Source organism: Micromonospora polyrhachis (assembly GCF_014203835.1).
Taxonomy (GTDB): Bacteria; Actinomycetota; Actinomycetes; order Mycobacteriales; family Micromonosporaceae; genus Micromonospora_H; species Micromonospora_H polyrhachis.
This window is the reverse complement of the sequence record NZ_JACHJW010000001.1, coordinates 3,083,005-3,107,682: the sequence shown is the minus strand read 5'-3', so window position 1 is coordinate 3,107,682 and position 24,678 is coordinate 3,083,005. Positions and strand designations below refer to the sequence as shown.

The window sequence follows — 24,678 nt, the reverse complement described above, 5'->3', positions numbered from 1 at the left end:
ATGACCAACACGGACCAACTGGCGGCCACGGCCGTCGACGCGGTACGCGCGATGCTTACCGCCCGCACCCCGCACGTCACCACCACCTACCACCGCGTCGAACAGGCGGCAGCCAGGACCGTCACCGCCGCCGTACTGGCCGGCGTCAACCACCGGACCATCGCCGAGCGGGCCGGATGCGACGGCCTGACGGTGATCGGTTTGATCCGGGATACGGAGGCCACCACGGCCGTACTGGTCGCCGAGCGACACCACGCCGAGCAGTACGTGACCGCCGTGCGTGAGGCGACCGCCGCGCATGCCCGGCAGGTGATCGCCGCATCCGGGGGGCGGGGCAAGTCCAGCCTGGCCCGCCAACTCAAGGTGTCCAGGCCAACCCTGGATGCGTGGACGGCGGACAGCTAGCGGGTGTCGAGCGCGGAGCACCGATATCTCTAGTCAGGTAGCGCGCGGTCGCCCAGGCCGTGCAGGAATGCCCTGCCGCCGGCGGTGGGCACCTACGCGTCGGGAAATTTCGGCCTCGCTGACGCCGAGCTTATCGGCCACAGTGGCATACGGATGTTGGCCGGTGGCTCGTACGACAGCGGCGTCGAGTGCAGCGGCGAGGCCGGTTTTGGTTGCGTCGGCGAGCGCGCGTAGGTGTCTGGCCAGGGCGATTGGGTCCTCAATGTGTGCGGCAGCTGATATCACAGCCCCAAGTGCGATGAGGTTTCCGTCCGTGCCGGGGATATCGGCTGCCATGTGGGTCCTTGGTGTGTTGTCGACTGATGTCGAACCATTATTCCGCAGTAAGATTTTCGGTCAACCAACCCCTGCTTGCTCTGGTAAACCCTTGACTTGAAATCCTATTGCACCCTATGATTTCACTTGTAAGTAGGAGCCCAGACCTGGAGGAGCGATGGCAAAGTCCAAGAAGCCCAAGAGGCTCTGCATGCGCGCCGGATGCGGATACGAGGTGCCGGACGGCAAGTTCTACTGCACGAACCGATGCGAAGCGAGGAGCGAGGGGGTATCCCTAGCTGTTCTGCAGGAGATGAAGAAGAGGCGCTGAATCGCCTGACCCCGGACGCACGAAGCCGCCCCGCTCTCCACACGGGAGAGCGGGGCGGCTTCGTGCTGCAGAAACGCCCCCTCACCACCTCGCGAGAGGCAGTGAGGGGGCGTTGATAATGTTCTGACCAGGCAAAACAGTCTGAGACGGCCGCTAGGCCAAGATCTGCGGCACCCTGGGGTGATGTGCTACCCCAAGGGTGGATATCGGCAGGTCAGAGGCGGTTTCGAGACACGTGGATCAGCCGGTTGACCGTCGCCGGGCTGTACACCCGACGTCGGCCGACCGCCGCCACCACGAGCGGGGCGATGACGGCTACCACGCCGAGGATCGCCGTCTGCTGGGTGTCGGAGATCGGCACAGCGAACGCAACGAGCAGCGCGAGCAGGGCGGTCACTCCGGCGGTGATGGTGCCGACCGTCACCAGCGGCTCGGCCGGCTCCGAGCCGGAAGCGGGCAGGTTGTGGGACATGGAAACCTCCAGGTAGAGGGACAGTAGGGTTGCGCGGTGGTGCGCGGATGGTGGATGCGGAACCGGGCAGGCCAGCGGGTTTGGCGCGAGTGGGCGCCCGCCGCATGCCCCGCCGGTCACCCCGGACCGGTGCCGAGCTGGGGTGGCAACCCGTGCGGCTGCATGGGCCGCGTCTGGACATGCCGGACGTGTGAGCAGGTCACCACCGACCCGGACCACCAGTGCCGGTAGCTACGGGCAGTCGAAGTCCTCACGCAGGGCAGCGAGATCCCGGGCCAGCCGCTGACCGATCTCCGTCTGCGGCGGAGCCACCCGGTACGCCTCATCCATCGTGGTGATGACGTCACACCAGCGCCGCTCCGACTCCCGCGCGGCCCGGTCAGCGATCACCAGCGCAGCAGCGGCGGTGACCAGCACAGACACCACCACGGCCAGCAGCGTGTACCACAGGGGCTGCGACGGTCGTCTCACCGCGGTTCACCCCCCGCCCCCGCCGACGAGCCCGGCCGCGATGACCGCGCCGGCTCCGAGGGCTGCGAGGGAGACGACGACGATGGCCCGGTCGTACCGGTCTCGCCAGTCGTCCCACTCGACCGCAGCGACAGCAGGCCGATCCCCGCCGGCACGCCGAGCAGTGCCACGTACACCGCCAGCAGGGTCTCGCTGACCTGCCCGGTGATCTGCTGGTGGGTGATCCCCCCGAGTCCGACCAGGATGCAGCCGGCGTCCCGGGCCATCGTGATGAGCCTCTCGGCGCGCACGCACGTCAGCTCGCCGGGCCGGTGGGGGTGAGCCGCCGGCCCAGCTCGGCCGCGCGATCCGGCCCCATCGCCGCGACCAGCACCTCGACGACCTCGTCCAGGTCCCGGCCGCCGAGCCCGGCCAGCACCCCGTCGACGATCTGCTGCTCATCTACCCAGTCCTTGCCGGCGAGCTGGCGCAGCTGGGCGAGGACCTGCGCCTGCCACGCCTCGTCCCGCATCCGCCACTGCACCGGCTCTACGTTCTCGCCGGCCGGTGTCTTGGGCAGGCCCCGCGACCATGCCTCCACGATCCGGCTCGCCGCCTCACTCATGTCGTCATCCCCTCCCGCCAGTACCGACGCGACGTCCCGCCGAAACTGGTCCATGTCGAAACTCGGATCGGTCTTGGTGCTGGCGTGCCCGTAGCCGGCGGGCTGGTGTTCCTTGTGCCCGCCCACCCGGTTGACGGGGATGCCGAGCCGGCGCACCAGGGCGGCCACACCCCGCACGTAGGACCGGTACTGCCGGTCCGTCCATGGTTCCCCGCCAGCGTGTTGAGCCTCGATCCCGACCAACGTGTTGTTGCCGTGCCCCTGGTTGGGCCCCGACCAGCCGACCAGGTTGTGGTTGCACCTGCCGGACGCCACGACCCACCAGTCGCCGGTGCGAGACAGGTACAGCTGCGCGATCGGCGGCGGTGCCGTGTTCGACCCGTGCAGCAGGACGTTGATCTCACCAGCATCGGTGGACTGTCGGGAACCCCTCGTCTCGTGGATCGTGATACCCCGGATCGTGGAGAGGTCTGAGCCCCGGCCGCGCCACCCGGACACCTCGTGCACGGTCAGACCAGCGTCCCGCAGCACCTCCGGCAGCCACGTCAGGCGGGCCATCACTCGCCCCCGGTCGGAACGGTCGGGGGCGGCTCGACGACAAGGTTGAACACGTTGCGACAGTGGCCGCAGGCCAGACGCGACGCAGAGCCGTCCACCATGCTCAACTGGTGCCCCTGCAGGGCACACCTCTCCTCCAGTAGCAGCTGCCTCGCCTGGGCGAGCGTGTACAGCGGCTCAGGCGGCTGGGTCATCTCGACCACCGTCCTCTCATCGTCGGGGTGGCAGCTTGCGCTGCAGTAGGTCGGTGGCGGTGGCGAGCAGCCGGGGCGTGGAAGGCGCGTACGAGTCCAGGTCGAGGACGGCGGCACCGTCGGACGCCCGGTACTCGACGCCGCGCACCCGGAACACGGTCACCCCATCTCGCACCGAGGTGTTGAGGGCGTCGGGGCGGGGCAGGATGCCGCGCACTCGGATCAGCCCGGGACGGATCTCCCACGGCTGCACCATCCGCCCGGTCTGCAAATCCAAGATCGGGCGGGCGATACGAAGCCTGCCCGCGTTGGGCGGGTAGCGGCGGTCAGCCAGCCACTGGTCCCCCGCGCGCTGCGCGTCGGCTACGGATCCGACCGCGCTGCCGAGGTCGATGCGGCCCTGCCGGATCAGGCCGGCGGCGTCCAGCAGCGGCACGGTGGCGGTGCGTTCGGTGGTGCGGATGTGCCCGCCGGAGTCTCGCCACAGCACGGTGACCCGGTTGTAGAGGCCATCTGCGCTGCCCTGGCTGTCGTAGCCGTCGACCACGCTCGCCTCGTACCGCACCTGGGATGGCGTTGGAACAAACTCGAACCGATATCGGCCGGTGGGGCCCCGCTCCCACACCCGCCACGTGTGGCCGGCCTCCAGAGTTAGCAGGTCCTCCAGGATTCGGGCCGGGTCGACCCCGTCCGGGTAGGCGAGCTGGTCGATCTGGTGGGTGGTGGTGACAATCGTCGCCCCCGGCCCGTCGTACTGGGTGAGCAGTCGGCCGAGCAGATCCTCCGCCACCTCGGAGGCGAGCACATAGCTGTTCGGGTAGACGCCCAGCTCGGTGCCGGACTTGTTGTACCGGGTGCCCAGCACCACCATGTTCCAGATCGACGCCCAGTTGTCGTCGGTGGTGACGGTTCCGCCGCCACCGACGTAGGTGAGCCGCCAGTCCAGGGTGTTGCGGTCCGTGGACCAGTGGGTGCCGATCACCCGAGGAGACGACCCGCCGCCGGCGGTGGAGATGTTGTCCGAGCGGGCCACCGACCCCCCGCCGAGGCTCCCGTCGGTGCGGGCTATCGCCTCCACCCGCAGGTTGCTCGACGTTTGCCCGCCGTCCCACTGGTAGTCGCAGCGGGCCAGCCGCTGCCCTGCCCGCTGTACCGCGGTGTACCGGACGGTCACCCGCGAGTTGGTCACCACCGGCTGGCCAGACGGGAATTGCAGGACGAGGGCCTGCCGGAGGCCGGTCGTGTCGCCCGGGTCCGCGCCGACCGAGTCCTGCGCCCCCGGGGTGGCGTTGTCGACCCTCTCCAGTCCGGTCATCGGCTGGTCCACGTAGATCAGCGGAATCGTGCGGTCCCTCGTGTGGACCTGGCCGCCGAGGGCCGCCAGGTCCCACACCTGCCCATCCGAGCCGGCCGACCGGCCCGGATCCTCCAGGCGGCCCTCCCACACCGTCATCCCGGTGCGGGCATCGTGCACGGTGAGGATGCCGTAGTAAGCGATCTCGTCCGGCTGCAAAGTAAGCGGCCGGTCCAGGGACACCCGGCAAGATGTGTATCCGCCCGGGTCCGACCAGCCGAACGTTAGGTCTCGCACGTCCCGGGTGATGTGCCGCAACGCCCGCGACGTGGACAGCCGCACCGTCAGTGGGATAGGCAGGCTCATGACGCCACCGGCCTCACGTACAGGTACCGGGGCCAGTAGTAGGGGTTGACGTCGACCGAGATCGTCAGTCCAGCGCCGGGGGCGCTGGTCGATCCCACATCCCAAATCCAGTGCAGCCGGTTGGTGACACCGGGGCTGACCATCGGATATCCGCCGGCCACCTCCACCAGTTCGCTGGCACGCACCTCACCAGACGCGCCGACCCCGTACACCCGATCAGCGGCCGAGTCGACCACAAAATGGATAGGACCGCTGAACGCCGACCATTTGATCAGACACAGCCGGTCATCCGCCGGGACGAACGCCAGTGCGTCGATGTCGAGGTTGCCGGTGCCGAGCAGCCGCGCCGCCTCCAGCAGCAACGTTTGCCCCCGCACCGCCAGCGGCGTTCCCGAGTAGCCGTCCGTAGCCGGATCCGGCCCCATCGGATACTGCACCAGCCCCAGATCCACCCACCGGGGCACGATTCCAGTCGGCAGGGTCACTGTGTCACCGGTGACCGTCGCACCGTCCAGGGACACTGTCAGCCGCATCTGGATCGTATCCGCAGCGACGGTCTTCCGCGCCCGGCACCACACCCGATAGGTGCCGCGCACCTCAGGGCTCGGCGTAGCCGGGTGGGTCGCCGACAGGCGGGTCGTCATGCCCGAAATGCCGAACGTACACCGCTGGTAGTTGCTGCCGGCACCACTCATCGCCGGATCGTTGGGCTGCACAGTGGTACTCGCGGACGGCGACATGGACTCCGCCTGCAACACATACGGCACCGCCGCCGGGTCACCCCAGCGGCGCACACCGATGGCCGACATGCGACGTCCAGTATCGATCACCCCGTTGTCGACCCGCAGGAACAGCGGCGTCTCCACATCGCCCTGCACATCGGCTACGTCGAGGTACATGCCGGTAGCAGGGTCAGCGACCGCCGACCACACCGGCAGGTCGACCCGCAGGCCGTAGGCGAACGGGTCGGCCGGGATTGAGGCAGCGACCTCCTTGGTGAACGGATTCCACACCACCGACCCCGGACCGGACCGAAACGTCCGGAAGAACACCGGCTCGCTCGTGCCCGGCCGATATCGCAGCAGGCCGGTCGGCCGGTCCAACTCCCGATGCAGCCGCTGCAGCTCCGCAGCGACCTCGTCATCCGTGCCGGCTACTTGTAGAACCACGTGGAGCGTGCGGTTGCCGTACGCCGCTGCCGGATACCGCTCGCCGTCAACCAGCAGTGTGGACACCGCGGACCGGCGCAACTCCGGCAGCCCGAAGCTGGTGCCATCACGTAGCCTCCACGGCGGCCGAGCAAGATCCAGCCGTACAACAGGATCCGCGGTGATCGTGTCAACGAACTGCAGCTCGTACAAATCAGCCTGCCTTCACACTCGGGCGAATACGTTGGCCTCGCGGCCCTGGATGTAGCCGACCGTCCGGCCGTCCATCTGCACAGACACCCCGACCAGGGCGGACCGGACAGCAGCGGCAAGCATCTCCGGCGACACGGATGACGCGGCCGGGACGGCGGTGGAGGTCGGCACCGACTGGTACGACACAGGCGCGGGCCGCAGCAGTGACTGCCGCCACGCCTCCACCGCCGCATGCCCGCCAGCCGCATCAACCTCCCGGGCCGTCAGGACGTGCTCACCAGGGGCGGCCAGCACCGGCACGGAGTCGACGCCTTTCGGCCCGGTGCCGTGGATCGGGCCACCGGCGGACCGCTTGACCTGGGTGCCGCCCGGCACTTTGAGGTCACCCTTGCTGGTCCAGTACACGGTGCCCGTAATGTAGATTTTCCGATCGCGCAACTCGGCGATCTTCGCCTTCACCGCAGCGATGGCTGCGTTCGCGCTGGCCGTGTTTGCCCAGATCCCAACGACCTTCTTGCTCGGCACAACACCGAGGTTGTAGTTCAGATCCTTGACGTTCTTCGTCGCCGCGGCTGTTCCTGGCGCGGACACCTCCGTCTGCACCTGGTCCGGGATTGCCAGGTAGGCGCCGAGCAGCTCGTCGACCGCCGCCTTCGTGTAGCCGGCCGCCAGCAGGGTGGCACGCAGGCCCTCGACCTCCCGCTGGTACTTCGCGTTCGCGTCGTCGAGCGTCATGCCATGCGCAACGCGCGCCTGCCGCAGGGCGTCGATCGCCTGGAGCTGCTGTAGCACGGCGGCGCGGTTGTCCTGACCGGCCTGGCTGTTCAGGTCCAGCGTCCGCTTCCCGTCGAGCAACTCGGCCTTCAGATCGGCCAGGCCCTGGTGGTACTTCAGCGTGGCCTGGTCGAGGGACATCTGCGCGCCGAAGAGGGCATCGAAGGCTTCCTTGAGCTTCTCGACCTCCTGGGCGCTCTCAGCGGCTGTCGCACCGAGCCCGCCGACCTGGCCAGCGGTCTTACCGGTCGCAGCGCCCGCCGTTTCGAGAGCAGCGGCGTAGGCGGGGAACAGCTTGCGCAGCTCTTCGACCGAGACGCCCTCCTTCTCAGCAGCCTCGGCCAGCCGCTGGAATGCGGCGCTGGCCGATGCGGCGTTGCCGCCCTGCACCAGACCAGCGAGGGCCTGGTCCATTGCCTCCACCCGCTCACGCGTCCGGGTGAGGCTGGTGTTGGTGCCGTCGAGGCCGGGCACGACCGTCTCCAGCAGATCCTGACCCCATCGGGCGAACTGCCGGCGGTTGTTGTCCGTGTCGGCCAAGAACTTGAGGCCGACGTTGAGGTCGTCCAGGTCCTCGCCGAGCAGGCGCGCGGCCTCACCTGCGAGCTTGCCGGACTTGCCCCACTCGGCGAGCCCGGTACCGAGAGCCTCGATCTGCGGATTGAGGTCTTTCTGCATTGCGTTGAGGGCCGCCCCCGCGACCTGCAACGCTACGAACGCGACGGCGGCCCTGGTGGCACCCCGCTGCGCGGACTGCATACCCCGGGCGGCACGCTCCCCGACCGGACCAGTCGCCCGCAGCTCCGTCAGCATCTCCGCGTTGGTGCGCCTCGCCTTGAGCCAGCCCGCGCCGAGCAGCAGCGCCGCACCGGCCGCGCCGGCCAATGCCACCGCCGTACCGGACACAGCCGGCGGCAACGACCCGAACTGCGACACGAGCGCCTCAGCAGCTTGCACCAGCCAGCGAAGACCGCCATCGGAGGTCGAGCCGGCCTGAATCGCCAGCGTCTCCAACTCCCCCTTGAGCCGCTCAATGTCGCCAATCAGGTTGTCGGTCTTCCGCCTGGCCGTATCAGCCGCGTAACCCTGGTCGTCGACCTTGGTGATCCACGTCTGGATGCCGTCGGCACCCTGCTCGTAAAGGATCGACGCGGCCCGGATCGCGTCCGCCCCGAAGATCGTGGCGAGCGCGCTATTGCGCTGCTCCTGGGTCAGCCCGCCGAGCTGGGTCTTGAGCTGCCCGGCCAGCGCGGTGATGCCCACGAACTGGCCGCTGGAGTCGTAGACCTGGATGCCCAACTCCTCCATCAACCCGGCGGCCTTGTCCGTCGGGTTGGCCAACATCAACAACGCGGTCTTGAGCGACGTGCCAGCATCAGAGCCGAGCAGGCCGGCGGACGCGAACGATGTCAGCGTGCCGACGGTGTCCTCGATGGACAGACCCATCTGCGCCGACACGAGACCGGCCTGGTTGAGGGCCATGCCCATGTCGTGCACGCTGCCCTGCGCCTTGCCGGCACCGGCAGCGAGCAGATCCGCCACGTGCGGCACCTGCGACCCGGCCAGGCCGAACTGGGTCATCGCCGACGCTGCGGTTTCGGCCGCCTCCGCGACCTCCATCTGACCGGCCGCCGCCAGATCCAGGGCACCAGACAGGCCACCGCCGAGAATGTCACTGGTCTCGACACCGGCCTTCGCCAACTCTTCGACCGCAGCCGCGGCCTCGGTGGCGCTGTACGCGGTGTCCTTGCCGGCCTCGAGCGCGGCAGCCCGCAGCTGCTCCATCTCGGATGCGCTGGCGTGCGTTGCCGCCTCCACCGCCGAGAGTTGCTTCTCGAACCGGGCGCTGGCAGCCACAGCTAGGCCGAACCCGGCGACCAAGCCCAGACCCAACTGACCGGCCTGGTCAGCAACCGCGTCCAACCGGCCGGCGCGGGCGGCCTTGTCCAGCTCCGCGACGAAATCCCGAGTGGCGGACCGGGCCTGCCGCAGGCCGGCCATGTAGCCAGCCACCTCCGCTTGGAGACGCACCCCCACAGTCCGCAGGGCCACAGGTCACCGCCTCCTCACCTCGGTACGCCACAACAGCGCGCCAGCGCCCGGCTTGTCCTTGTGCTGGTCCGTTGCCAGCCGCAGCTCGTCCGTGGCCAAGCACCGCCGCGGCGGCGGAACCGTCACCACCACGTCGTCCTCCGGGGCGGTGCAGTCCCGGATGTCACCGCCGCACAGAGGGCAGCGGGTGTCCCGGTAGTAGGCCAGCGCCAACATCCACGCGCGGTCGTCGTCGGACCATTCCGGTTCGCGGCAGGTCACGGACCGGACCAGCCGACCAGACCGGTCGTAGTAGTGCCGGGTTGTCTCCCGGGGCTCCCACCCGTCCAGTCGGCGGGGAGAGATGCCGAGTCGTTCGGCCGCCTCTACTCGGACTCGGAGGTCCGCAGAATCCGCGAGGCGGCGAGCGAGAAAGGGACGTCGACCTCTTTGCGGTTGATGGCCCACGCCACGTCGAAAAGCTGGTCACACTGCCGGTCGGACAACGCCCCGTCGACCTCGTCGGACCCGAACAGCGCAGTCCAGTCCTCGTCGTCCAACACCGGAGACACCAGGCAGCGGCGCACCAGCGCCGGGAAGAACTCGTCGATGTTGACACCGAGCGCCCGGTCTCGCGCGACCACGTTGCCGTCGCCGTCTCGGCGTGGCGGGTGCTGGTCGAGGAACGCCTGCCACCGGTTGCCCGGGATGGCCCGTAGACGGAACTCGACGGTGCTGTCGGCCATCGCCGAGCGGAGCGCCTCGATCCGCTCGGCGACCTCGCGCAGCTCCCCGCCACCGTCGAGGCTATCCGCCGACGGCTGTTGAGACAGTCGCTGTAGCTCCCGGTCGGCCGCCTCGATCTCTGCGACCAGCGCGCCGTCGAGGCACAGCGGCACGTCCCGCTCGGCGAGCCGTGCCCGCTTGATTTTGTCCTTGATGCTCATGTCCTGGCCCTTCGCCCTGGCCCTGGACGCGTGGAGAGGGCAGACCGGGCCAGGTGGTCTGCCCTCTCGTATAGGGGGCGCGGTCAGGCCGCGACGGTGGCGCGCAGCTCCGGCTCGTCGGTGATGGTGATCGGCACCTCGTACCGGCTGACGGTGTTCTCCTCGATGGCGAGGCGCTTCGTCTCGCCGCACTGGGCCGGGTACATCTCCACCGGCTGGCCAGCCGCCCACGCCACGTCACGGTCGATGTCTCGGCGGATGGCGACGATGCCCTCCGCCTCCTTCACCAGCGTGTTGTAGATCGTGTCGACGCCCGTCTGCTTCTTGAAGCGGAACATGGGGTCACCGAACGAGGATCGACCGACCTTGTTGGTGTTGAACTTGCCGTCCAGTGGGGTCGTCTCGACCCGGGCAGTGTCCGGTTCCCAGCCCGGCAGGCCGTCCTTGGTCAGGATGCGGGACAGCTTGATCCCGGCGTTCAGCTCGGCCACCGTCGGCGCAGCCAGGTTGGCGACGGCCGGCAGCCAGTAGACGAGGATCTTGCCGTCGACGATGATGTCCGCCACGGTGCTACTCCTTTTCTTCTGTGGCGGATGCCCGCCGGGTCTTTGTGGTCACCGGTGGGGCCGGCTGCTCGGGGGCGGTAAGCGCGGGGTGATCCCCGCCGATCGCCAGGTTGGGTTCGGCGGGCGGGTCGCACGGTTCCCAGCCCTCCGCCCGCCAGGCTGATACGGCCGCGTCGGCGAACCGCTGCACACCCCCAGTCTGCGGGTGCCGCATCCACGTCCAGGTCGTCATCTCCGCCTCACAGCCGGATCAGCTTGTAGGTAACCGACGCGGCCGCAGACACGGTCACCGTGGCCACACCGGTCGCCGGATCCACCAGGGCGGGACCGAGCCGGAACCACCGGTCGGTGCCGTTGGCCACCGCCTGCGCCGACACCAAACCGGCGTTACCAGCCGGGGTACGGCCCGGATCGACCAGCGTCACATCCACGCTCGCCGCCGCCCCGTTGATGACGTTGAGCAGGCACCCCCGGGTGCCGATGTCCCCCGCCGAAATCGTGTTGCTGGTGCCGATCGCCGCCGGAGCGACGTTCGACGCGGACTGTGTGACCGACGAGGCGGTCAAGAGCGCCATGCTGATGTCACCTCCATGACAATGACCTCCACCGACCAGGGGAGGTTGAAGATTGCAAATGGCCGGTACGGTGGCCGGCATGACTCAGCAGGAATCACGGTGGAGCCTCGCCCACACCGGCAACCGGGTACTCCTTGCCATCGCGGTCGGGCTGCTGCTATCGGCCCTGTGCGGTACGGCTGGCCTGACTGGCGGTGTCCGCGTCACCGTGTTCGCGGCGGTCGCCGGGGTGAGCTACGTGCTGGTGACCCTGCTGCACCATTTCCGGCAGCGCTAGGCCGGTAGCGTCTCCAGCCTGTAGACGTCCACCTGATCCATCACCAGCACCCCGGTGGTCTCGTCCCGCTGCGGTGGTTGACCGTCGTCCTGACGGATCGGCCAGCATTCCCGACCGGCTATCACCGGCACCACGTTGAGCAGTTGTCCGCGGACTCGCCCGGCCACCGCTCTGGCTGCTGCGGCGTTGCCGCCGACACAGTGCAGGTAGGCGGTCAGGACGATCCGGTCGGAGTCCATGTCCAGGCTGGTCGAGTCGGCCGGCATCTCGCCGGAAGGCGTTCGTACGGTGAGGTAGGCCAGCACGTACGGCGGTGTTCGACCCGCCGGCACCGCGCCGTCGAGCACCACCAGCGGCACCGTGCCGGGAGCGGCAGCAAGAAGGTCCAGCAACGCCTGGGCGTGGGCCTGGATGATGCTCATCGGCCCTCCCAGTGCTTCGCCGCCAGGTCTTCCAGCGCCCGCTCGAACCGGGGCAGTTCTTCGTCGGCGGCCGGCTTGATGTGCGGAAGTGGCGCGTTCTTCAGCGTTCCGTACTCCAGGATGTTGCCAAGTGCGCCCTGCCTCTTGCCCTTGTCCGGGCCGATCTCCGCCACGGCCGAGTTGCCCGTCACCTGCGTGTCGTAGGTGATGCTGTACGGGTAGGCGGGGGCGTGGGGGTGGCCGGAGATCCGCTGACGGGCGTCGGTCTTGATGTTCAGCGCACCCTTCTGGACGACCTTCCGCACCTCGGGCATTGCGTCGACCAGCACTTCGTCGAACTCGCCGACCAGGCTCTGGATCTCGTGGTACTCCCACTGCTCGCCCACGTCAGCTGGTCCTTTCCTGCACCTGCACCCGCCTGGCCGTGGCGTGGGTCTTGTGCGCCAGGTCCCGCACCAGGAACACCCGGCCCGGCAGGTCCGGGTCGTGCGCGCTGGCCGTGATCAGCACCTCGTCGTCCACCGCCAGGCCGGTCACGGACATGGGCAGTTGCACCTCCAGGCGCAGCATCAGCACATGCGCCTGGCCCGGGTCTTGGGCGGTGGCCTGCGCCGTCGGCTGTTGCACCCTGCACCGGCCGGCGTACAGCTGCTGGTAGGTGGGGGTGATGACCCCGGTGTCGGGGTCGGTGGTCTCACCGGTACGGCGACGGATGGTGCAGGCGTCGACCATCAGCGCCTCGGCGGCTCGACGTCCCCGGGCCAGCAGAGCAGCGGCAGCCAGCGACATCAGCCGCCCCCGATCTTGGCCAGGCCACCGCGCTGCCCGTACTGCCGGCGCAGCGCGGTACGCAGATGCGTGGACGCCTCAAATCGCGCGGCGATCGCCGAGTACGTCTCGGCGTAGTCGTCGATCTTCAAGCTGGTCGCGGCGCTGGGGTTGGCGGCCCAGTCCCGGACCACCGCCAACACCGCGCCCCGGGCCAGTTGCAGGCCCTGCGCGTCCGGCGCGTAGCCGTGCGAGTAGACGACGGCCACCGTGGACGGACGGTAGGCGCCCGCAGCCCAGCCGCCGGCACGCCACAGCCGGGACCCGAATCGCTGCCAGTCGCTGATCGGCTCACCGTCGAGGGTCACCGACGTAACCGCGGTGACCGGCCGCTGAGGAAGCCACAGCCACGACCCGGTGTCACCGAGCAACGTGATGCTGTCGTCGGCCACCGCGACCAGGCGCTGCCGAGGCTCCGCCTGCACCACCGCCGTGCCGACCTCCACCAGCATCGTCAGGCTCGCCTGCTGTCCGGCGTCGAGATCGGCCCAGACGAGCCCGAGCAGGGAGGCGAGATCCTGCGGACTCGCCAACTGGTCAGCCATCGGTCCCCGCCTCCCCTCGTGCTACTCGCCGGCGTCGACGATCGCGGTGAGATCCGCGACCAGGGTGGACCGTGCCTTGCCTGCCTGCTCGACGTCGAGCGCCCGAGCGGCCCGATCCGGGTTGCCGTCGACCCAGGCGAGGATCTCGGCGATGGTGCCGGTCGGCACCTTGTCGTCCTGGTCGTCGTCCGGGCTGGCGGGCTCGTCGTCGACCGGCTCGATATGCCCCTGTTCCAACAGGGCACGCACCTCGGACTCCGGCACGTCGCCCGGCAGCAACAGCCCCTGACGCACATCTCGACGGGCACGAGCACTCGGAGCCTCCGGGACGCCCATCTCCACAGTCACGTACCCGGCGATCACCCGATACGCCATGACGGTCAGGCCTTCAGACCGCGGATGACGGCGTGCGCGGCCTGGTTGCCGTACTCCAGTCCGATCTCGCCGTACAGCATCGACCGGTCCGCCGACCCCTCCTCGGGCAGTTCCTTCTCGAACAGGAATCCGCGGCCCGGGATGTTGAGGAACCGGGGGGCGAGCTGGTCGAGGGTGACGACCGCGAGCGCGTCACGCGGCACGGCCTGGTCGAGCAGGATGCCGAAGGTACCGAAGTCGGTCTTGATGGTGTCGACGGACACGCCGCCGACAGTCCGCGACGGGCCGATCGGATCCGTCTTGGCGTACGCGTTGGCGTAGGCAACGCTGAGCGCCCGCCGCTGCGTCGAGTTGCACAGGAACACGGCGGTGGACTCCTCACGCATGCCGCCGCCGTCCCACGCCATCTGGATCAGGTCCTCCACCACCGTGGTGTTCAGGTCCGTGGTCCACGGCACGGTGTACGACACGGTGGCCGTGCCGATGGTGACCGCCGGCCCGCCCACCGTGGCCGCCACCTTGAAGGTGTTGGTGGCCACGTCGCGCACGTAGTAGACCCGGCCCGGGAAGATGCCGGTCGACGCGCCCACGTCGGTGAACACGATCTTGTCGCCGTTGACCCGGTCGGTCGTGGTCTCCGTGATGGTGTCCGTCGCGGCGGACAGGCCGGTCGCCCCGTCGGTGGCCTTGTTGACCACGTTGCTGGTGATGGCGGCCAGCAGGCCTCGGGTCTTACGCGGGGTCGCGTTCGTCGTCGGGTTGCTGTACGTCCCGTTGATGAAGCTGAAGTTGATGTCGAGCGCCATCTGCTTCAACGCCTGGACGACCTGCCAGGAGTGCTCGTCGTCGACCGGGTTGCTGCCCGGCAGCCCCCGGTACGGGGCGGACGACGGGGTGGCGATCTGACGCGAGGTGGCCTGCTTCGTCCACGACGTCTCGACCGTCTCCTGGTGGATCTCGACGACGTTGCGGACGTTGGCCCGGACGCGGGATTCGGCCGTCGGCGCGTTTGCGCCTTCCAAGCGCTGCCGCTGGTGGCTCGCGTCGCGCAGGTCATAGGTCTGCCACTCGAACTCGGTGGCGCCGGCCTCTCGGCCGCCGGACAGTCCGCCGATCGCGCTGAGGAACGGGGTCGTTTCCCGCGACAGGGCGAACAGTTCGCCCACGTAGTTCGGCAGGTTGAAAGTCGTGCCCTGCCCGGTGATTCCGGCCATGCTCGGCCGCTCCTTTCGGTATCGGGCGCCGGATACCGGGCCCTGGTCACTTGCTGGTCTGGCTGGCCTTCTGGCGCTTCAGGCTGATCACGCGCTGCCAGTCGCCACGCGTCTCTGCATCGGCAATCTGGACGTCCAGGTCGGCCGGGGCGGTGCCGCGTGCCCCCTGCGACGGGTCCGGTGCCGGCATACGCGGCCCGGCCGGCGCGGTGGGGAACAGAGCCAGCAGCGCGTCAGCGTCGGCCAGCAGCTCCTCCCGGGTCGCCCCCTGAAGCCGTGCCGCCTGCTGCGGGGTCAGGCCTCTCTCCGCGGCGACCTCAGCCCGGTATCGGGCGGACCGCTCGGCGGCCAGCTCGGTCTCGTGCTGGGTGAGTCGTTCGGTAAGCCGCTCCAGGTCGGTCCGGCCGTCGCCGCTGGGCTTGCCGCCGAGCAGGTCAGCGATCTGCTTCAGCGGGGCGAGTTCGCCGAGCTGCTTCTCCAGTGCCTTCCGAGCTTCACGCTCGGCGGCGAGCGCCTTCGTGCCCCCGGGGCCAAGCGGCTCATCGGCGGGCGGCGTGGACGGCGCCGGATCAGCCGGCGGGGTGGTGGGGGGCGTCGCCGGATCGCCCGGCGGCGGGGTAGTCGGGTCAGGCTGGGTCATCGCGACCTCTCGGGTTGGTGACCCGGCATCGCGCCAGGTCAGATGATGTATCCGTGCAGCCGCAGCAGGCGTAGCGTCTCGCTGCGGTCGCGGGCGTCGCGGTAAATCTGCTCGGGCATGAGCCGTATCGGACGGCCGATGCCGCGCCGGGTCGTCGCCTCCCGCGTCAGCAGCCGCCCGCCCGCCTCGTACATGCCCCGGCGGGCGTTGACGACCCGCGCCGGATCCGCGCCGGATCTGATGGCCTCAGCGCCGGCCACCGTGAACGCCTTGGCCTGCTCCTCACGGGTCATCGCGTCGAACGCCGCACGCGGGTCGGTACGCAAGTCGCCAGCCGTGTTCTCAGCCGCCGGAATGTGGATGCAGTCGCAGCGGTAATCGAGGGTGGCGCCGGAACCCGGTCGACCACCCGTACCACCTCCCCGCGAGGATCAAACACCTGCCGCACGTCCGGCCGACAACCATCCGCACATAGCCGGTCGCCTGCCTACGTGCCACCGTCGCGACCTGATCCGCGACACGACCAGCGTCCGCCACTTGCGTCCGCACAATCATGTCCAGGTGCACGTACCCGCCGGCCAGTGCCCGGCCAACCGGTGCACCCTGCCCGATCGCAGTCAGGGACGTCACCACCGGCTGGTACAGCAGGCTGTCCAGCGGACGGCCGTCCGAGGCGACACCGGTCAACGCCGACGACACCAGGAGTCCCACCGGTTCCGCAGCCACCCCCTGAGAGGCGAGCACCGCCGACAGGTAGCCGTCCGCCTGCTGCGCTGCGGCCTGCTGCGCCCCGACCAGCGTCACCAGCAGCCGCACCAATTCGCCATGCCACGACCCGGCGATGTTGGCCGGATCGACCCGACGCCACGCGTCCCGGGCAGTCTGGGCGACAGCCCGAATCAGCCTGCGCCGGTCCCGATAGTGGCGCAGCGCCACAGCCTCAGGCGACACCAGCCGGCTCCGGCTGCGGCACCGACGCCCGGTTGGCCAGATCATCGGCGATCAGCCGGACCGGGTCCTGCTCAGCCGCCGCCTGGTCCTCCGCCTCCATCCGCCGAATCTGGCCCGGCGTGTAGCCCATGTCCTCCCGGGCCTGTCGCTTCGTGATCGCACCAGCGGTCAGCAGCTTGGTAGCGGCGTCCGCAGCCTGCGCCCTGGTTGGGGTAGCTGCGTCACGCCACATGACCTCGATGCGCTTCGCCCGCGGATCCTCCTGGCCACCCTCCTGCAACCGGCGTACCTGCCGGGCCGCCCGCCGGTGACCACCGCCGAACGCCACCTGAGCCCGCTCGGCCCGGCGGATCAGCCGCACCTCACGCGCCTTCAACGCCTCCGCCGAGGCCGGGTTGTCAGTGGTGTAGCCCATCACCGACGGATCCAGCCCGAGCAGACCAGCACACAACCGGGCGAGCTGGTTAAGCGTGTCGTGGAAGTTCGCCAGGCTCGACGCTTGGAACTCGTGCGGCTTGACGTCACCGGCCGTCTCCGTCGGCACCGTCAACAGCCGGCCCATGATGACCTGCAACGCCGATTGACGGTTACCGTCGGCGTCCTGTAGATCCTCGGGCCCGATACCGAAGATGGCCCGCAGCGGGATCGCGTGGAACTCAGCCGCGACCATCATGTCCGTGGCGATCTTGTTCGCCGCGTGCGACAGGCTGAGCATCGCCGGAGTCAGTTCCGACCGCCCGTACCGGTCCGCCGTACGACCCCGGTTCACCAGCGGCGAAACCAGCACCTCGCCCAGGCCGTGCTCATCCCGGCCAGTCTCACGCCAACCCTGCGGCCCCTGGTCATACCAGACCGTCCGATCCGGCAGGTACAAGGTCGCGTACTGCTCCGGCAACCGCGCCAGCGAGTCCTGATCCTCCCGCCACCGTCGCAGCGCCGCCCTCGGCACTCTCGTACGCGGGTCGATGTCGGCGTACATCTCCAACGGGCTTTCGACCGCCACCAGCGGAGTGTCCGAATCATCACCGGTGCCGACCGAGATGTACGACCGGCCCATCACCAGCGCATCAACGTGCGCCATGGTGACCTCGGCATCCATCTGGTTATCCCGCCACACCCGCAACAGATTCGCGTCAGCCGCGTAGGACGCCAGCTCCTCCGGCGACGCGTCCGTCAGGTCGTCGTCCTCCGGATACCGAAACGCCAGCAGGTCCAACCGCTCCTCAAGCGGGTCAACGGCCAGCATCGGCCACCCGAGGCTGACCGGCTGGATCCGGCCATCCAGCTCACGCTGGATCTCCGGGTGCAGGTAATGCAGCGGCGCAGTTCCTTCGTACAGCGAGTTCAGCTCTTTGAGCTGTGGCAGGCGTGCGTCGTGGCGTTGCGCCAACCACGTCAACCAGCCCAGGTCATCGGTAGGCAGCGCCACGGCACCTCCTTCACCTCACATCACGATCAGCTTCCGGCGGGTCTTCGGCTTCGGCCACAGCCCTGCGGCGGTCACGTCACCAGCCGCCTCGTGGCAGATAATCGACGTGACGCAGGCGTCGATTTTTTGAGCCTGCGCCGGCTTGCCGAGCACGTACCGGCCGTTGTTTCGAGCGAGCTTCCGAGCGTTGCGCACCTGAATCGCAGTGATCCGGCACCCGTCGTGGGTCCACCCGGAGTCGACCTTGTTCACGTCAGTCAACAAGCGCTCGGCAGCAGCGTGCATCTGCACCGGCCGGTACGTCTCCCAGCGAACCACCCGCTTCTCGCCGTACTGAGCGGCGAACTCGTCCAGTTCGGTCTCCCAGTACGGCGGGTCGCCATACATCCGAACCACCTGGTAGCGGGCGAACAGTTCGTCAACGGCGGCGCGCACCTCGGAGCGGGGCACCTGCCCGGACCACTGGGCGGGATCCCAGATGGTCGGCCGCCGGTCCGGCCCGTACGTCGGGGTGAACTGGTAGCCGGCCTGCGTCTCGGCACGGATCACGGTCCAGTCATCCACGTCTGAGCCGTCGAGGCCCAACACAATCGGCGTACCGTCCGGCACCTCGCGGGGCGCTGCCCGGGCATCCCACCGTTCGCCGTTGCACCACGAGCCCGACCCGTACACCAGCCGGTTACCGAAGAATCTTTCGGCCTGAGCCGGATCGGTCTCCATCAGCTCGGCCGCGTCCGCCTCGATGCTATCGAGGTTGACCCACCAAGAACCGGCGTAGACGTACTCGTGGATCAAGCGCCGCTCCCGCTTGACCGCGTACCGCAGCGGCTTCCCGTCCCGGCCTCGCAACGCCTTGTCCGGGTCCCGATAGAACCGGAAGATGTCCTTGCTCGCCGATTCGTAGGTTCGCTGCGCGTAGGAGTCCTCGGCCGGGTTCCACGCATTCGTGGTTGCCACAGTCCGGCCGCCCATGCCGGCGGCACCCCGGCGCTGGGTCTCCGCGACGTCGATCATCTTGTTGGCCTTGGTGTACAGGCCAGCCTCGTCCTGCATCGCGAACGTGATCGGGTTGCCCAGTCGTGTGCGCGCAGACGAGGTCACCACATCGATCCGGTCCAGGTCCTCATCGTCGGACAGGCCCGCGATGCGGATGAACCCTTCTCGGACCAGTAGCAGTTCGCTGAGCGGGCCGAGCCGGATCATCGCCTTCAACGGCTTGTAGACGTTATCGACCTGGTCCTCGGCGTTTGCCGTCAGCTGGATCAGCGGCGACGGGTGACGCATCCCCTTCGGCTCACCCGGCAGGTACTCGTACTCCCAGCCGCAGCCGCACCCGTTGTTATCGCACCGGTAGACGTCGCCCTCTTCCGCCCAACCAGCGAACAAGCTCGGGCCGCATGCCTCCACCGCAACCAGCGACGCCGACCACGGGCCCTTGCCAGTCTTCTGCGGCGCAGCAATCAGCGACCGTCGGTAGACAAACGCCTGGTTCAGCAGCACCTGGTTGTGCTCGTCGGCGTCCTCGGGCGCAACGAACCGGATGCCCTCGCGGACCCGATAGTGGTTCGCGGTGCACCAGAACTGCCAGTCGGCCTGCCGAAACGGGTCGCCCCGCTTGAACTTGTCCGGGACGCGGCAGTGCCGCTCGATCCAGGCGTCGATCAGGTCGCCGAGGGTGGGGAAGTCGACAACGAACTCACTCATCGCCGACGGCGCGCAGCCGCCGCTTGGGCTTGGCCGCCACGGTGGTGGTCTGCTCGCGCTTGGCGGCGACCTCGTCGACGGCGATCGCCCAACCGTTCTCCTTCATCCCGGCCGGGCTCAGGCCGATCTGGTCGGCGAACCGGTGCAGCGAGTTCTTGTCGGCGGCGGTAGCGTCGGACGACTCACACAGCGCCGAGGTACGCACCCACATCGCGACCGCATGCCAACGCCACGGCTGCGTCGACCAGGCGCAGGCCTGCGGGGTGCGCCACGCCCACCGCCACAACTCCCGCTCACGGTCGCTCCGGTCCTCGGTAGCCTCCTGGTCAAGCTCGCGGACCTTCTGCTTGTCGACGAAGTACTCATGCCAGACGGGCAGGTCCGGCAGCGGAAAGTCCGGCACCTCGCCGTCGTAGCCCTCCGCCGGGAGCGCGGTCAGTTTGTAGCTGCGCCGGTCCGATCGGGCCGACTTAGGGTCGGGCGTGGGGCCTGACCGGTTACGTGCTCCACCACGTGCCATGTCGATCGCTCCTCAGCCGCATCGCGCGGCATCGGGTGGCCGTCACATCGCGTGACGATCCTTGGTCGTTCTGAATGTCTGAACCCTCCGCACATCCCGGAGCCCTCCCCGGCGGTCCCCTGACCTGGGCGTCTAGGGGGTCACCCCCCACCCCTGGTGACGGAGCGTAACGGCGGTCAGGTGGTGTGCCATCCGCCTGGCTGATGCTGTGCCGTCTCCTTGCTGTGGCATGGCGCGCACAGTGGTCGGAGTTGGTGGTCTGCGTCGGGGTCTGCCGCGCCCTGGGCTACAAGGTCGCGTCGGCTAGTGGGCCAGTGGTCGGCGACGGTGGCGAGGCCGTGGCAGAGGCGGCAGATGGGGTTGCGTTGTAGGTAGGCGGTGCGTCGTCTGCGCCAGCGTGCGTTGTAGCCGCGCGATGCTGCGGTGCCTCGTGCCTGCTCGGCTTGCTGTCGGTGTTGGTCGCAGCGTCCGCCAGTGGTCAGCTCTGGGCAGCCTGGGGTTGAACAGACTCGGAGCGCTCGGGGCATGGTCACCTCCGTGCTGTGCGGGCAGGCGCAGCCATCGCCTGCCCGCTTCCCCAGCGACCCAGCACCGTTCCGCCACGGAACGTTTGTGTTAGACGTGCTCGGGCCAGTGCCAGGTGCCGCCGCGGTGGGCGGCGTCGGCCTGGTGCACGCCGCAGTTGAAGAACAGGCCTTCGGGGTTGAGCACGGCCAGGTCGACGTGTCCGATGTGCTGTCCGGCCTCGTTGACGGCGGGGGTCTGGTAGTTGTCGACGGCGGTGATGGCGGCCCGACAGACGCTGGGGTACTCGCCATTCGGCGTGCCGTAGCTGGTGTAGTGGACGATGCGGCCAACGCTGGGCTGTGGCATGGCGGCTCCTCGCTGGAATGGCAACAGCCCGGGAGCGTCACGCTCGACCGGGCTGTTGTTGGGCCTCACTGCCGTTGGGTATGAGGCTGCGCTGAGCGCAAGCGTAGCAGATCATGACCCTGGTTGGTCATTTCGGACACGCTGCTATCGGAGCTTGCGGAGTTGCTCGGGCCGCCACCCGGATCCGACCGCTGCGACGCGCCACCAGTCGTGGATTTCGTCGCGCAGGTAGTCGGCGATGGCGGGTGCAAGGTCGGGTACGGCTGCGGGGAACGCTCGCAACACGGCTTTCTGCCAGTCGGCGTTGCGGGGTGGGCTGGGCAGGTTGAGGCGGCTGTGCCAGGTGGAGATGCCTACGTAGATCTCGGCGAGGCGGTCGATGGTGTCGAGGCGGGCGGGTGGCCGGCTGGTGGGGGCTCGGCGGGTGATGTTGCCGCCGCTGTTGGCGCTGGGGGTGCAGGCGTCGCGGAGTGCGTCGAGGAGGCTGGGGTGGGTGATGATCCGGCCTTGGATGGCGACGTGGATGGGTTTGGTGAGTTGGTCTACGTCGGCGGTAAGTGTGTCCGCGTGGGCGGTCGGGGTCATCACGTTGGTCTCTCCCGGGTCGGTACGGGTGGTGCGGGGTGCGGGGTGGTGGCCGCCCCGTGGTGGCGGCGGCCAGCGGGCGTCAGGACGGGTCGAGCCATCCGAGGTGGCGGGCGGTGGAGGTCAGGATCTGCATCAGCTGGTCGCTGATTCCGTAGCGCTGCTGCTGGATTGGCAGGCTGGCCGCGAGGCTGCCGTCCGGGTGGCGCTCAGTGGCAGCCCGCCAGTCGGCGAGCATTTCGATCAGGTCGACGAGAGTCATGCCGCTGATTCCGCCCTGGTGGTGCTCTGGGTGGTGCCGGTTGTGGGCGTAGTGGTGGGTGAGCGCATCGCCCATTGCTGTCCGGTGGCGTTCGTACTCGGCGGTGCCGTAGGTGGTGGTCCGTAACAGCGGGACGGTCTCGTTGTAGGCGGATAGCTCGGGATCAGCGAGCTTGCTGAGGTCGTGCTCGACGGCTCGGCGGGCCAGATCGGCGACCACGGGGGCCAGGAGGGCGCCAACGCGGAGGCTGTGCTTGAGGGTGTCGGCGGTGCTGTCGTAGCCGGCCATGGGGCTCCTTAGGCGGTGTGTGCGGTGTCGGGGGTGCTGGTGGGTGCGTCTGGTGTGGACGGTGGCTGTACGGCCGTCTGGGCGGGCTGGCGGGGCATTGTGGCGGTCACCGGTCACCGCCGATCACGCGGTCGTCGACGTCGGCCTTGGCGGCGATCTGGCGGGCGCGAGCAAGCGCATCGAGCAGTTCCCGCGTCGACCAGCGGCGATGCGGAATCACCTCGCCGAGTAACGCGCCAAGGCCTGCGCGGGCCCACTCGAACGGATAGTGGCCGGCGGCGTGCGAGTTAGCCACGTTGCGGGTTACGGCGATCCACTCGTCGAGGTCGGCGACGGTGAGCGGTGCGCCATCAACTGGCGCGGTGGTTGCGAAGAGTTCGAGCTGCGTGGTCACCGGTCACCGCCGGTGGCGCGGTCGGTGGCGTGCAGGGCAGCGGGGCAGCGGCCTTGACCGGCCTGGCATAGCCACGACCAGTGTTGGGTGCAGAACTGGCCGGGCTTGGGCCGTTGAGTGGCGGCACTCTCGGCGGCGGGCTCCTCCGCGCGCGTGGCGGAACCGGGGGCCGGGGCGGTGTACGGCGGCGGGGTGCCGTAGTGGGCGAGTGCATCGGCGAGGGTCATGAGTGCCGACCGGCTGAGCCGGGTGGAGTCGGCCACCGCTCGGGCGGCGGTGATGACGGCGTCCCCTGCGGCGAGGTCGTCCTTGAGGGACTCGGCCTCCCGCCGGGCCTGGGCAAGGTCGGCGCGGGCCTGCTCCAGCTCGGCGGCGAGTTGGTCACGTACGACGTACATGGCGTCGAGGGCCTGGTGGGCGGTCTCGGCGGCCAGTGGCGGCTGGCCGCTGTCGAGCCGGCCATAAATGCGGACGTACGACGCCAGGCGCCGGTATTTGGTGTTGGTGCTGTGTCCGTCCCACTCGCCGTCGTACGCGGGCAGGTGCCAGGAGACCTGCCCGGTCGGCAAGTCGATGTAGACCACAACCGGCCGCGGGTCGCCGACATCCACGCCGACACCGGCCGGAATGCCGGCGTCGCGGGCCAGGGTGAGCGCGGCCCAGACCAGCCGGTTACGCCGGTTGTAGCGGGCGGTGGTCTCCGGGGTGTCGGGGCCGGTGTGTCCGTGTCGGGATGGGTCGGTGGCGGCGATGGCGGCCAGCACGTCGGCGAGGCGGGTGTGGGTGGCTGGGGTGAGTGGCACGTCGGTGAGGCGTACTCGGTCGGTCATGACTGCGGGTCTCCCTGGATCTCTCGGTGGCGTGCGAGGTAGCCCTCGACCCAGCCCTCGCGGTAGGCGTAGCTGGCAACGGGCGCAAGGGCGGCTTCGGTGGCGTGGGCTACGTCTTGGCCGGCGTCGAGGATGCGGCGGATGACCGCCGGGGGCAGCTCGACGGCGGTGGTGCGGTCGGGGTCCTCAGCCACGGGCGGCCTCCGACTGGATGTAGCCGGCGTCGGCCAGGAGGCGGATCAGGTTGTCGCCGGTCATGACGACGTATGCGTCACCGGGGCTGGTCTTACCGCGACGTTTGACCCAGGCGAGGCCGATGCGGGCCCCGTCGTTGACTCGCTCCTGCTCGGCTTCGGTGACGTACGCGCTGAGGGTGATGGTCTTTTCGTTCTTGGCTTCGATGACAAGGCCGGGGATGCCGGCGATGTCGCCTCGGTCGAGGTTGCCAGCAAGGGCTCGGCGTTCGGTTTGGGTGGCTCCGGCGGTGCGGAGATAGCCGACGATGGCGGTTTCCCAGGCGGTGCCCTTGTCGCGGTTGCGGCTCACGCGGGCACCTCGGTCTGGTCGAGCCGGCCGGCGGCGATGTCGACCAGCAGGGCGTCAATGTCGTACGCCCACCGGGTGTGCCGTCCGACGAGTTGGGCGTAGGCCATCTCGCTGCGGGTGGCGTCGCCGGGCTCACCGTCGGGGCAAATGGCGATGACGAGGTCGCTGCGGCGGATCGCGGCGTGGTGTCGCAGGACGAGGTTGGCGTACTGCTCGGGGGTGGGTGTCGGCTCGCCCGGCAGCGGTGGGGTGGGTGCGTGGACGAGGTGGCCGGCGAGGGCGAGTGCGCGATGTACGCGGGTCAGGTCGCGGCCGGCTCGGGTGAGGCTGCCGCAGAGGGTGATGGTGAGGCGGGTGGTCATCGGGGTCTCCTCAGAACGGGCAGTTGCCAGTGGTGGCAACGCGAGCGGGCGGTGGGGTGTTGGCGCGGTGCTCGGCGGGGATCTGTCGGCGGCAGGTGTGCTGGGCAAGCACCGGCCCGGCCTTGGCGAGCGAGGTGCCGGCGATGCGGCCGGCGTCGCGGTGGATCAGGCCGTGGCGGGTGAGGGTGTAGGTCTGCAGTCCGGCGATGAGGGCGTGGATCTCGCCTGCGCGGTTGAGTGGGGTGAGGTCAACGCGGGCGAGTAGTCCTTCGGCGACGCCGACGATGACGGGGGTGCCGCAGCGGAGGTGGATGCCGGCGGCAACGGGGGTGGTGATCAGGTGGGCGGTCATCGGGGCCGCCAGCCGTT

37 protein-coding genes are annotated in these 24,678 nt (G+C 69.2%); 2 read left to right on the top strand and 35 right to left on the bottom strand.

What is annotated here, in order from left to right; genetic code table 11:
- Positions 1-405: a hypothetical protein gene (locus tag FHR38_RS13340; protein ID WP_184534976.1), complete on the top strand. Its 405-nt coding sequence runs from the start codon at positions 1-3 to the stop codon at positions 403-405.
- Between the two features lie 860 nt (positions 406-1,265).
- Here FHR38_RS13340 and FHR38_RS13335 read toward each other — a convergent pair.
- The 13 genes from FHR38_RS13335 to FHR38_RS13275 form a co-directional block, all read right to left on the bottom strand.
- Positions 1,266-1,523, bottom strand: coding sequence for a hypothetical protein (locus FHR38_RS13335; RefSeq protein WP_184534975.1), 258 nt, complete (start codon positions 1,521-1,523; stop codon positions 1,266-1,268).
- Positions 1,524-1,754: 231 nt separating this feature from the next.
- Complete coding sequence (locus FHR38_RS13330; protein WP_184534974.1) at positions 1,755-1,994, bottom strand: hypothetical protein; 240 nt, start codon at positions 1,992-1,994, stop codon at positions 1,755-1,757.
- A complete protein-coding gene (locus tag FHR38_RS13325) occupies positions 1,991-2,284 on the bottom strand; it encodes a hypothetical protein (RefSeq protein WP_184534973.1) in 294 nt (97 codons plus the stop codon). The genes FHR38_RS13330 and FHR38_RS13325 overlap by 4 nt, the downstream gene beginning before the upstream one ends.
- A gap of 5 nt (positions 2,285-2,289) precedes the next feature.
- A complete protein-coding gene (locus FHR38_RS13320) occupies positions 2,290-3,156 on the bottom strand; it encodes a peptidoglycan recognition protein family protein (protein ID WP_184534972.1) in 867 nt (288 codons plus the stop codon).
- Positions 3,156-3,350 carry a hypothetical protein gene (locus FHR38_RS13315; protein WP_184534971.1) on the bottom strand — a complete coding sequence of 65 codons (195 nt, stop codon included), beginning with the start codon at positions 3,348-3,350 and terminating at the stop codon, positions 3,156-3,158. Before FHR38_RS13315 ends, FHR38_RS13320 begins: the two co-directional genes overlap by 1 nt.
- Before the next feature lie 16 nt (positions 3,351-3,366).
- Complete coding sequence (locus FHR38_RS13310) at positions 3,367-5,010, bottom strand: hypothetical protein (protein ID WP_184534970.1); 1,644 nt, start codon at positions 5,008-5,010, stop codon at positions 3,367-3,369.
- Positions 5,007-6,371, bottom strand: coding sequence for a hypothetical protein (locus FHR38_RS13305; RefSeq protein WP_184534969.1), 1,365 nt, complete (start codon positions 6,369-6,371; stop codon positions 5,007-5,009). The genes FHR38_RS13310 and FHR38_RS13305 overlap by 4 nt, the downstream gene beginning before the upstream one ends.
- Positions 6,372-6,383: 12 nt before the next feature.
- Positions 6,384-9,197, bottom strand: coding sequence for a phage tail tape measure protein (locus tag FHR38_RS13300; RefSeq protein WP_184534968.1), 2,814 nt, complete (start codon positions 9,195-9,197; stop codon positions 6,384-6,386).
- A gap of 3 nt (positions 9,198-9,200) precedes the next feature.
- Entirely contained in the window at positions 9,201-9,458 is a 258-nt protein-coding gene (locus FHR38_RS13295) for a hypothetical protein (protein WP_184534967.1), read from the bottom strand.
- Between the two features lie 104 nt (positions 9,459-9,562).
- On the bottom strand, positions 9,563-10,123 hold the full coding sequence (locus FHR38_RS13290; protein ID WP_184534966.1) for a hypothetical protein: 561 nt from the start codon (positions 10,121-10,123) through the stop codon (positions 9,563-9,565).
- Positions 10,124-10,206: 83 nt separating this feature from the next.
- Positions 10,207-10,689: a phage tail tube protein gene (locus FHR38_RS13285; RefSeq protein WP_184534965.1), complete on the bottom strand. Its 483-nt coding sequence runs from the start codon at positions 10,687-10,689 to the stop codon at positions 10,207-10,209.
- A 4-nt stretch (positions 10,690-10,693) separates the two neighbouring features.
- A complete protein-coding gene (locus FHR38_RS13280) occupies positions 10,694-10,921 on the bottom strand; it encodes a hypothetical protein (protein WP_184534964.1) in 228 nt (75 codons plus the stop codon).
- A gap of 7 nt (positions 10,922-10,928) precedes the next feature.
- The gene (locus tag FHR38_RS13275) at positions 10,929-11,264 is read right to left on the bottom strand and encodes a hypothetical protein (protein ID WP_184534963.1); all 336 of its coding nucleotides are present in this window, start codon (positions 11,262-11,264) and stop codon (positions 10,929-10,931) included.
- Between the two features lie 79 nt (positions 11,265-11,343).
- On the opposite strand from FHR38_RS13275, the gene FHR38_RS13270 reads away from it, so the two are divergent.
- Positions 11,344-11,541, top strand: coding sequence for a hypothetical protein (locus FHR38_RS13270; protein WP_184534962.1), 198 nt, complete (start codon positions 11,344-11,346; stop codon positions 11,539-11,541).
- Here FHR38_RS13270 and FHR38_RS13265 read toward each other — a convergent pair.
- The 22 genes from FHR38_RS13265 to FHR38_RS13165 all read right to left on the bottom strand — a co-directional run bounded on the left by FHR38_RS13265 (position 11,538) and on the right by FHR38_RS13165 (position 24,661).
- Complete coding sequence (locus tag FHR38_RS13265) at positions 11,538-11,963, bottom strand: hypothetical protein (RefSeq protein WP_184534961.1); 426 nt, start codon at positions 11,961-11,963, stop codon at positions 11,538-11,540. The two genes, FHR38_RS13270 and FHR38_RS13265, sit on opposite strands and share 4 nt — an antisense overlap.
- Positions 11,960-12,349 (bottom strand): hypothetical protein, encoded by a 390-nt coding sequence (locus FHR38_RS13260; protein WP_184534960.1) that lies wholly within the window; start codon positions 12,347-12,349, stop codon positions 11,960-11,962. The genes FHR38_RS13265 and FHR38_RS13260 overlap by 4 nt, the downstream gene beginning before the upstream one ends.
- Position 12,350: 1 nt before the next feature.
- A complete protein-coding gene (locus tag FHR38_RS13255) occupies positions 12,351-12,752 on the bottom strand; it encodes a DUF6093 family protein (RefSeq protein ID WP_184534959.1) in 402 nt (133 codons plus the stop codon).
- The gene (locus FHR38_RS13250) at positions 12,752-13,336 is read right to left on the bottom strand and encodes a hypothetical protein (protein ID WP_184534958.1); all 585 of its coding nucleotides are present in this window, start codon (positions 13,334-13,336) and stop codon (positions 12,752-12,754) included. Before FHR38_RS13250 ends, FHR38_RS13255 begins: the two co-directional genes overlap by 1 nt.
- Before the next feature lie 21 nt (positions 13,337-13,357).
- On the bottom strand, positions 13,358-13,711 hold the full coding sequence (locus FHR38_RS13245) for a hypothetical protein (protein ID WP_184534957.1): 354 nt from the start codon (positions 13,709-13,711) through the stop codon (positions 13,358-13,360).
- 5 nt (positions 13,712-13,716) lie between these two features.
- Complete coding sequence (locus FHR38_RS13240; protein WP_184534956.1) at positions 13,717-14,925, bottom strand: SU10 major capsid protein; 1,209 nt, start codon at positions 14,923-14,925, stop codon at positions 13,717-13,719.
- 46 nt (positions 14,926-14,971) lie between these two features.
- Complete coding sequence (locus tag FHR38_RS13235; protein WP_184534955.1) at positions 14,972-15,565, bottom strand: hypothetical protein; 594 nt, start codon at positions 15,563-15,565, stop codon at positions 14,972-14,974.
- A 38-nt stretch (positions 15,566-15,603) separates the two neighbouring features.
- On the bottom strand, positions 15,604-15,891 hold the full coding sequence (locus FHR38_RS13230) for a hypothetical protein (protein WP_184534954.1): 288 nt from the start codon (positions 15,889-15,891) through the stop codon (positions 15,604-15,606).
- Between the two features lie 16 nt (positions 15,892-15,907).
- Complete coding sequence (locus FHR38_RS13225) at positions 15,908-16,516, bottom strand: hypothetical protein (RefSeq protein WP_184534953.1); 609 nt, start codon at positions 16,514-16,516, stop codon at positions 15,908-15,910.
- On the bottom strand, positions 16,506-17,945 hold the full coding sequence (locus FHR38_RS13220; protein WP_184534952.1) for a phage portal protein: 1,440 nt from the start codon (positions 17,943-17,945) through the stop codon (positions 16,506-16,508). Before FHR38_RS13220 ends, FHR38_RS13225 begins: the two co-directional genes overlap by 11 nt.
- Before the next feature lie 15 nt (positions 17,946-17,960).
- Entirely contained in the window at positions 17,961-19,649 is a 1,689-nt protein-coding gene (locus FHR38_RS13215; RefSeq protein WP_184534951.1) for a terminase large subunit domain-containing protein, read from the bottom strand.
- A complete protein-coding gene (locus tag FHR38_RS13210; RefSeq protein WP_184534950.1) occupies positions 19,642-20,169 on the bottom strand; it encodes a hypothetical protein in 528 nt (175 codons plus the stop codon). The genes FHR38_RS13215 and FHR38_RS13210 overlap by 8 nt, the downstream gene beginning before the upstream one ends.
- A gap of 176 nt (positions 20,170-20,345) precedes the next feature.
- Complete coding sequence (locus FHR38_RS33760) at positions 20,346-20,696, bottom strand: DUF8602 domain-containing protein (RefSeq protein ID WP_512698622.1); 351 nt, start codon at positions 20,694-20,696, stop codon at positions 20,346-20,348.
- A gap of 88 nt (positions 20,697-20,784) precedes the next feature.
- A complete protein-coding gene (locus tag FHR38_RS13205) occupies positions 20,785-21,042 on the bottom strand; it encodes a hypothetical protein (protein ID WP_184534949.1) in 258 nt (85 codons plus the stop codon).
- Between the two features lie 144 nt (positions 21,043-21,186).
- A complete protein-coding gene (locus FHR38_RS13200; RefSeq protein ID WP_184539615.1) occupies positions 21,187-21,627 on the bottom strand; it encodes a DUF7341 domain-containing protein in 441 nt (146 codons plus the stop codon).
- Between the two features lie 82 nt (positions 21,628-21,709).
- Positions 21,710-22,177, bottom strand: coding sequence for a DUF5662 family protein (locus tag FHR38_RS13195; RefSeq protein WP_221449007.1), 468 nt, complete (start codon positions 22,175-22,177; stop codon positions 21,710-21,712).
- 106 nt (positions 22,178-22,283) lie between these two features.
- Complete coding sequence (locus FHR38_RS13190; protein ID WP_184534948.1) at positions 22,284-22,571, bottom strand: hypothetical protein; 288 nt, start codon at positions 22,569-22,571, stop codon at positions 22,284-22,286.
- Positions 22,568-23,401, bottom strand: a complete 834-nt coding sequence (locus FHR38_RS13185; protein WP_184534947.1) for a WDGH domain-containing protein — start codon at positions 23,399-23,401, stop codon at positions 22,568-22,570. The genes FHR38_RS13190 and FHR38_RS13185 overlap by 4 nt, the downstream gene beginning before the upstream one ends.
- Positions 23,398-23,595 (bottom strand): hypothetical protein, encoded by a 198-nt coding sequence (locus FHR38_RS13180; protein ID WP_184534946.1) that lies wholly within the window; start codon positions 23,593-23,595, stop codon positions 23,398-23,400. Before FHR38_RS13180 ends, FHR38_RS13185 begins: the two co-directional genes overlap by 4 nt.
- A complete protein-coding gene (locus tag FHR38_RS13175; protein ID WP_184534945.1) occupies positions 23,588-23,947 on the bottom strand; it encodes a hypothetical protein in 360 nt (119 codons plus the stop codon). The genes FHR38_RS13180 and FHR38_RS13175 overlap by 8 nt, the downstream gene beginning before the upstream one ends.
- Positions 23,944-24,309: a hypothetical protein gene (locus FHR38_RS13170; protein ID WP_184534944.1), complete on the bottom strand. Its 366-nt coding sequence runs from the start codon at positions 24,307-24,309 to the stop codon at positions 23,944-23,946. Before FHR38_RS13170 ends, FHR38_RS13175 begins: the two co-directional genes overlap by 4 nt.
- A 10-nt stretch (positions 24,310-24,319) precedes the next feature.
- Positions 24,320-24,661, bottom strand: a complete 342-nt coding sequence (locus FHR38_RS13165) for a hypothetical protein (RefSeq protein ID WP_184534943.1) — start codon at positions 24,659-24,661, stop codon at positions 24,320-24,322.
- Positions 24,662-24,678: the final 17 nt, after the last annotated feature.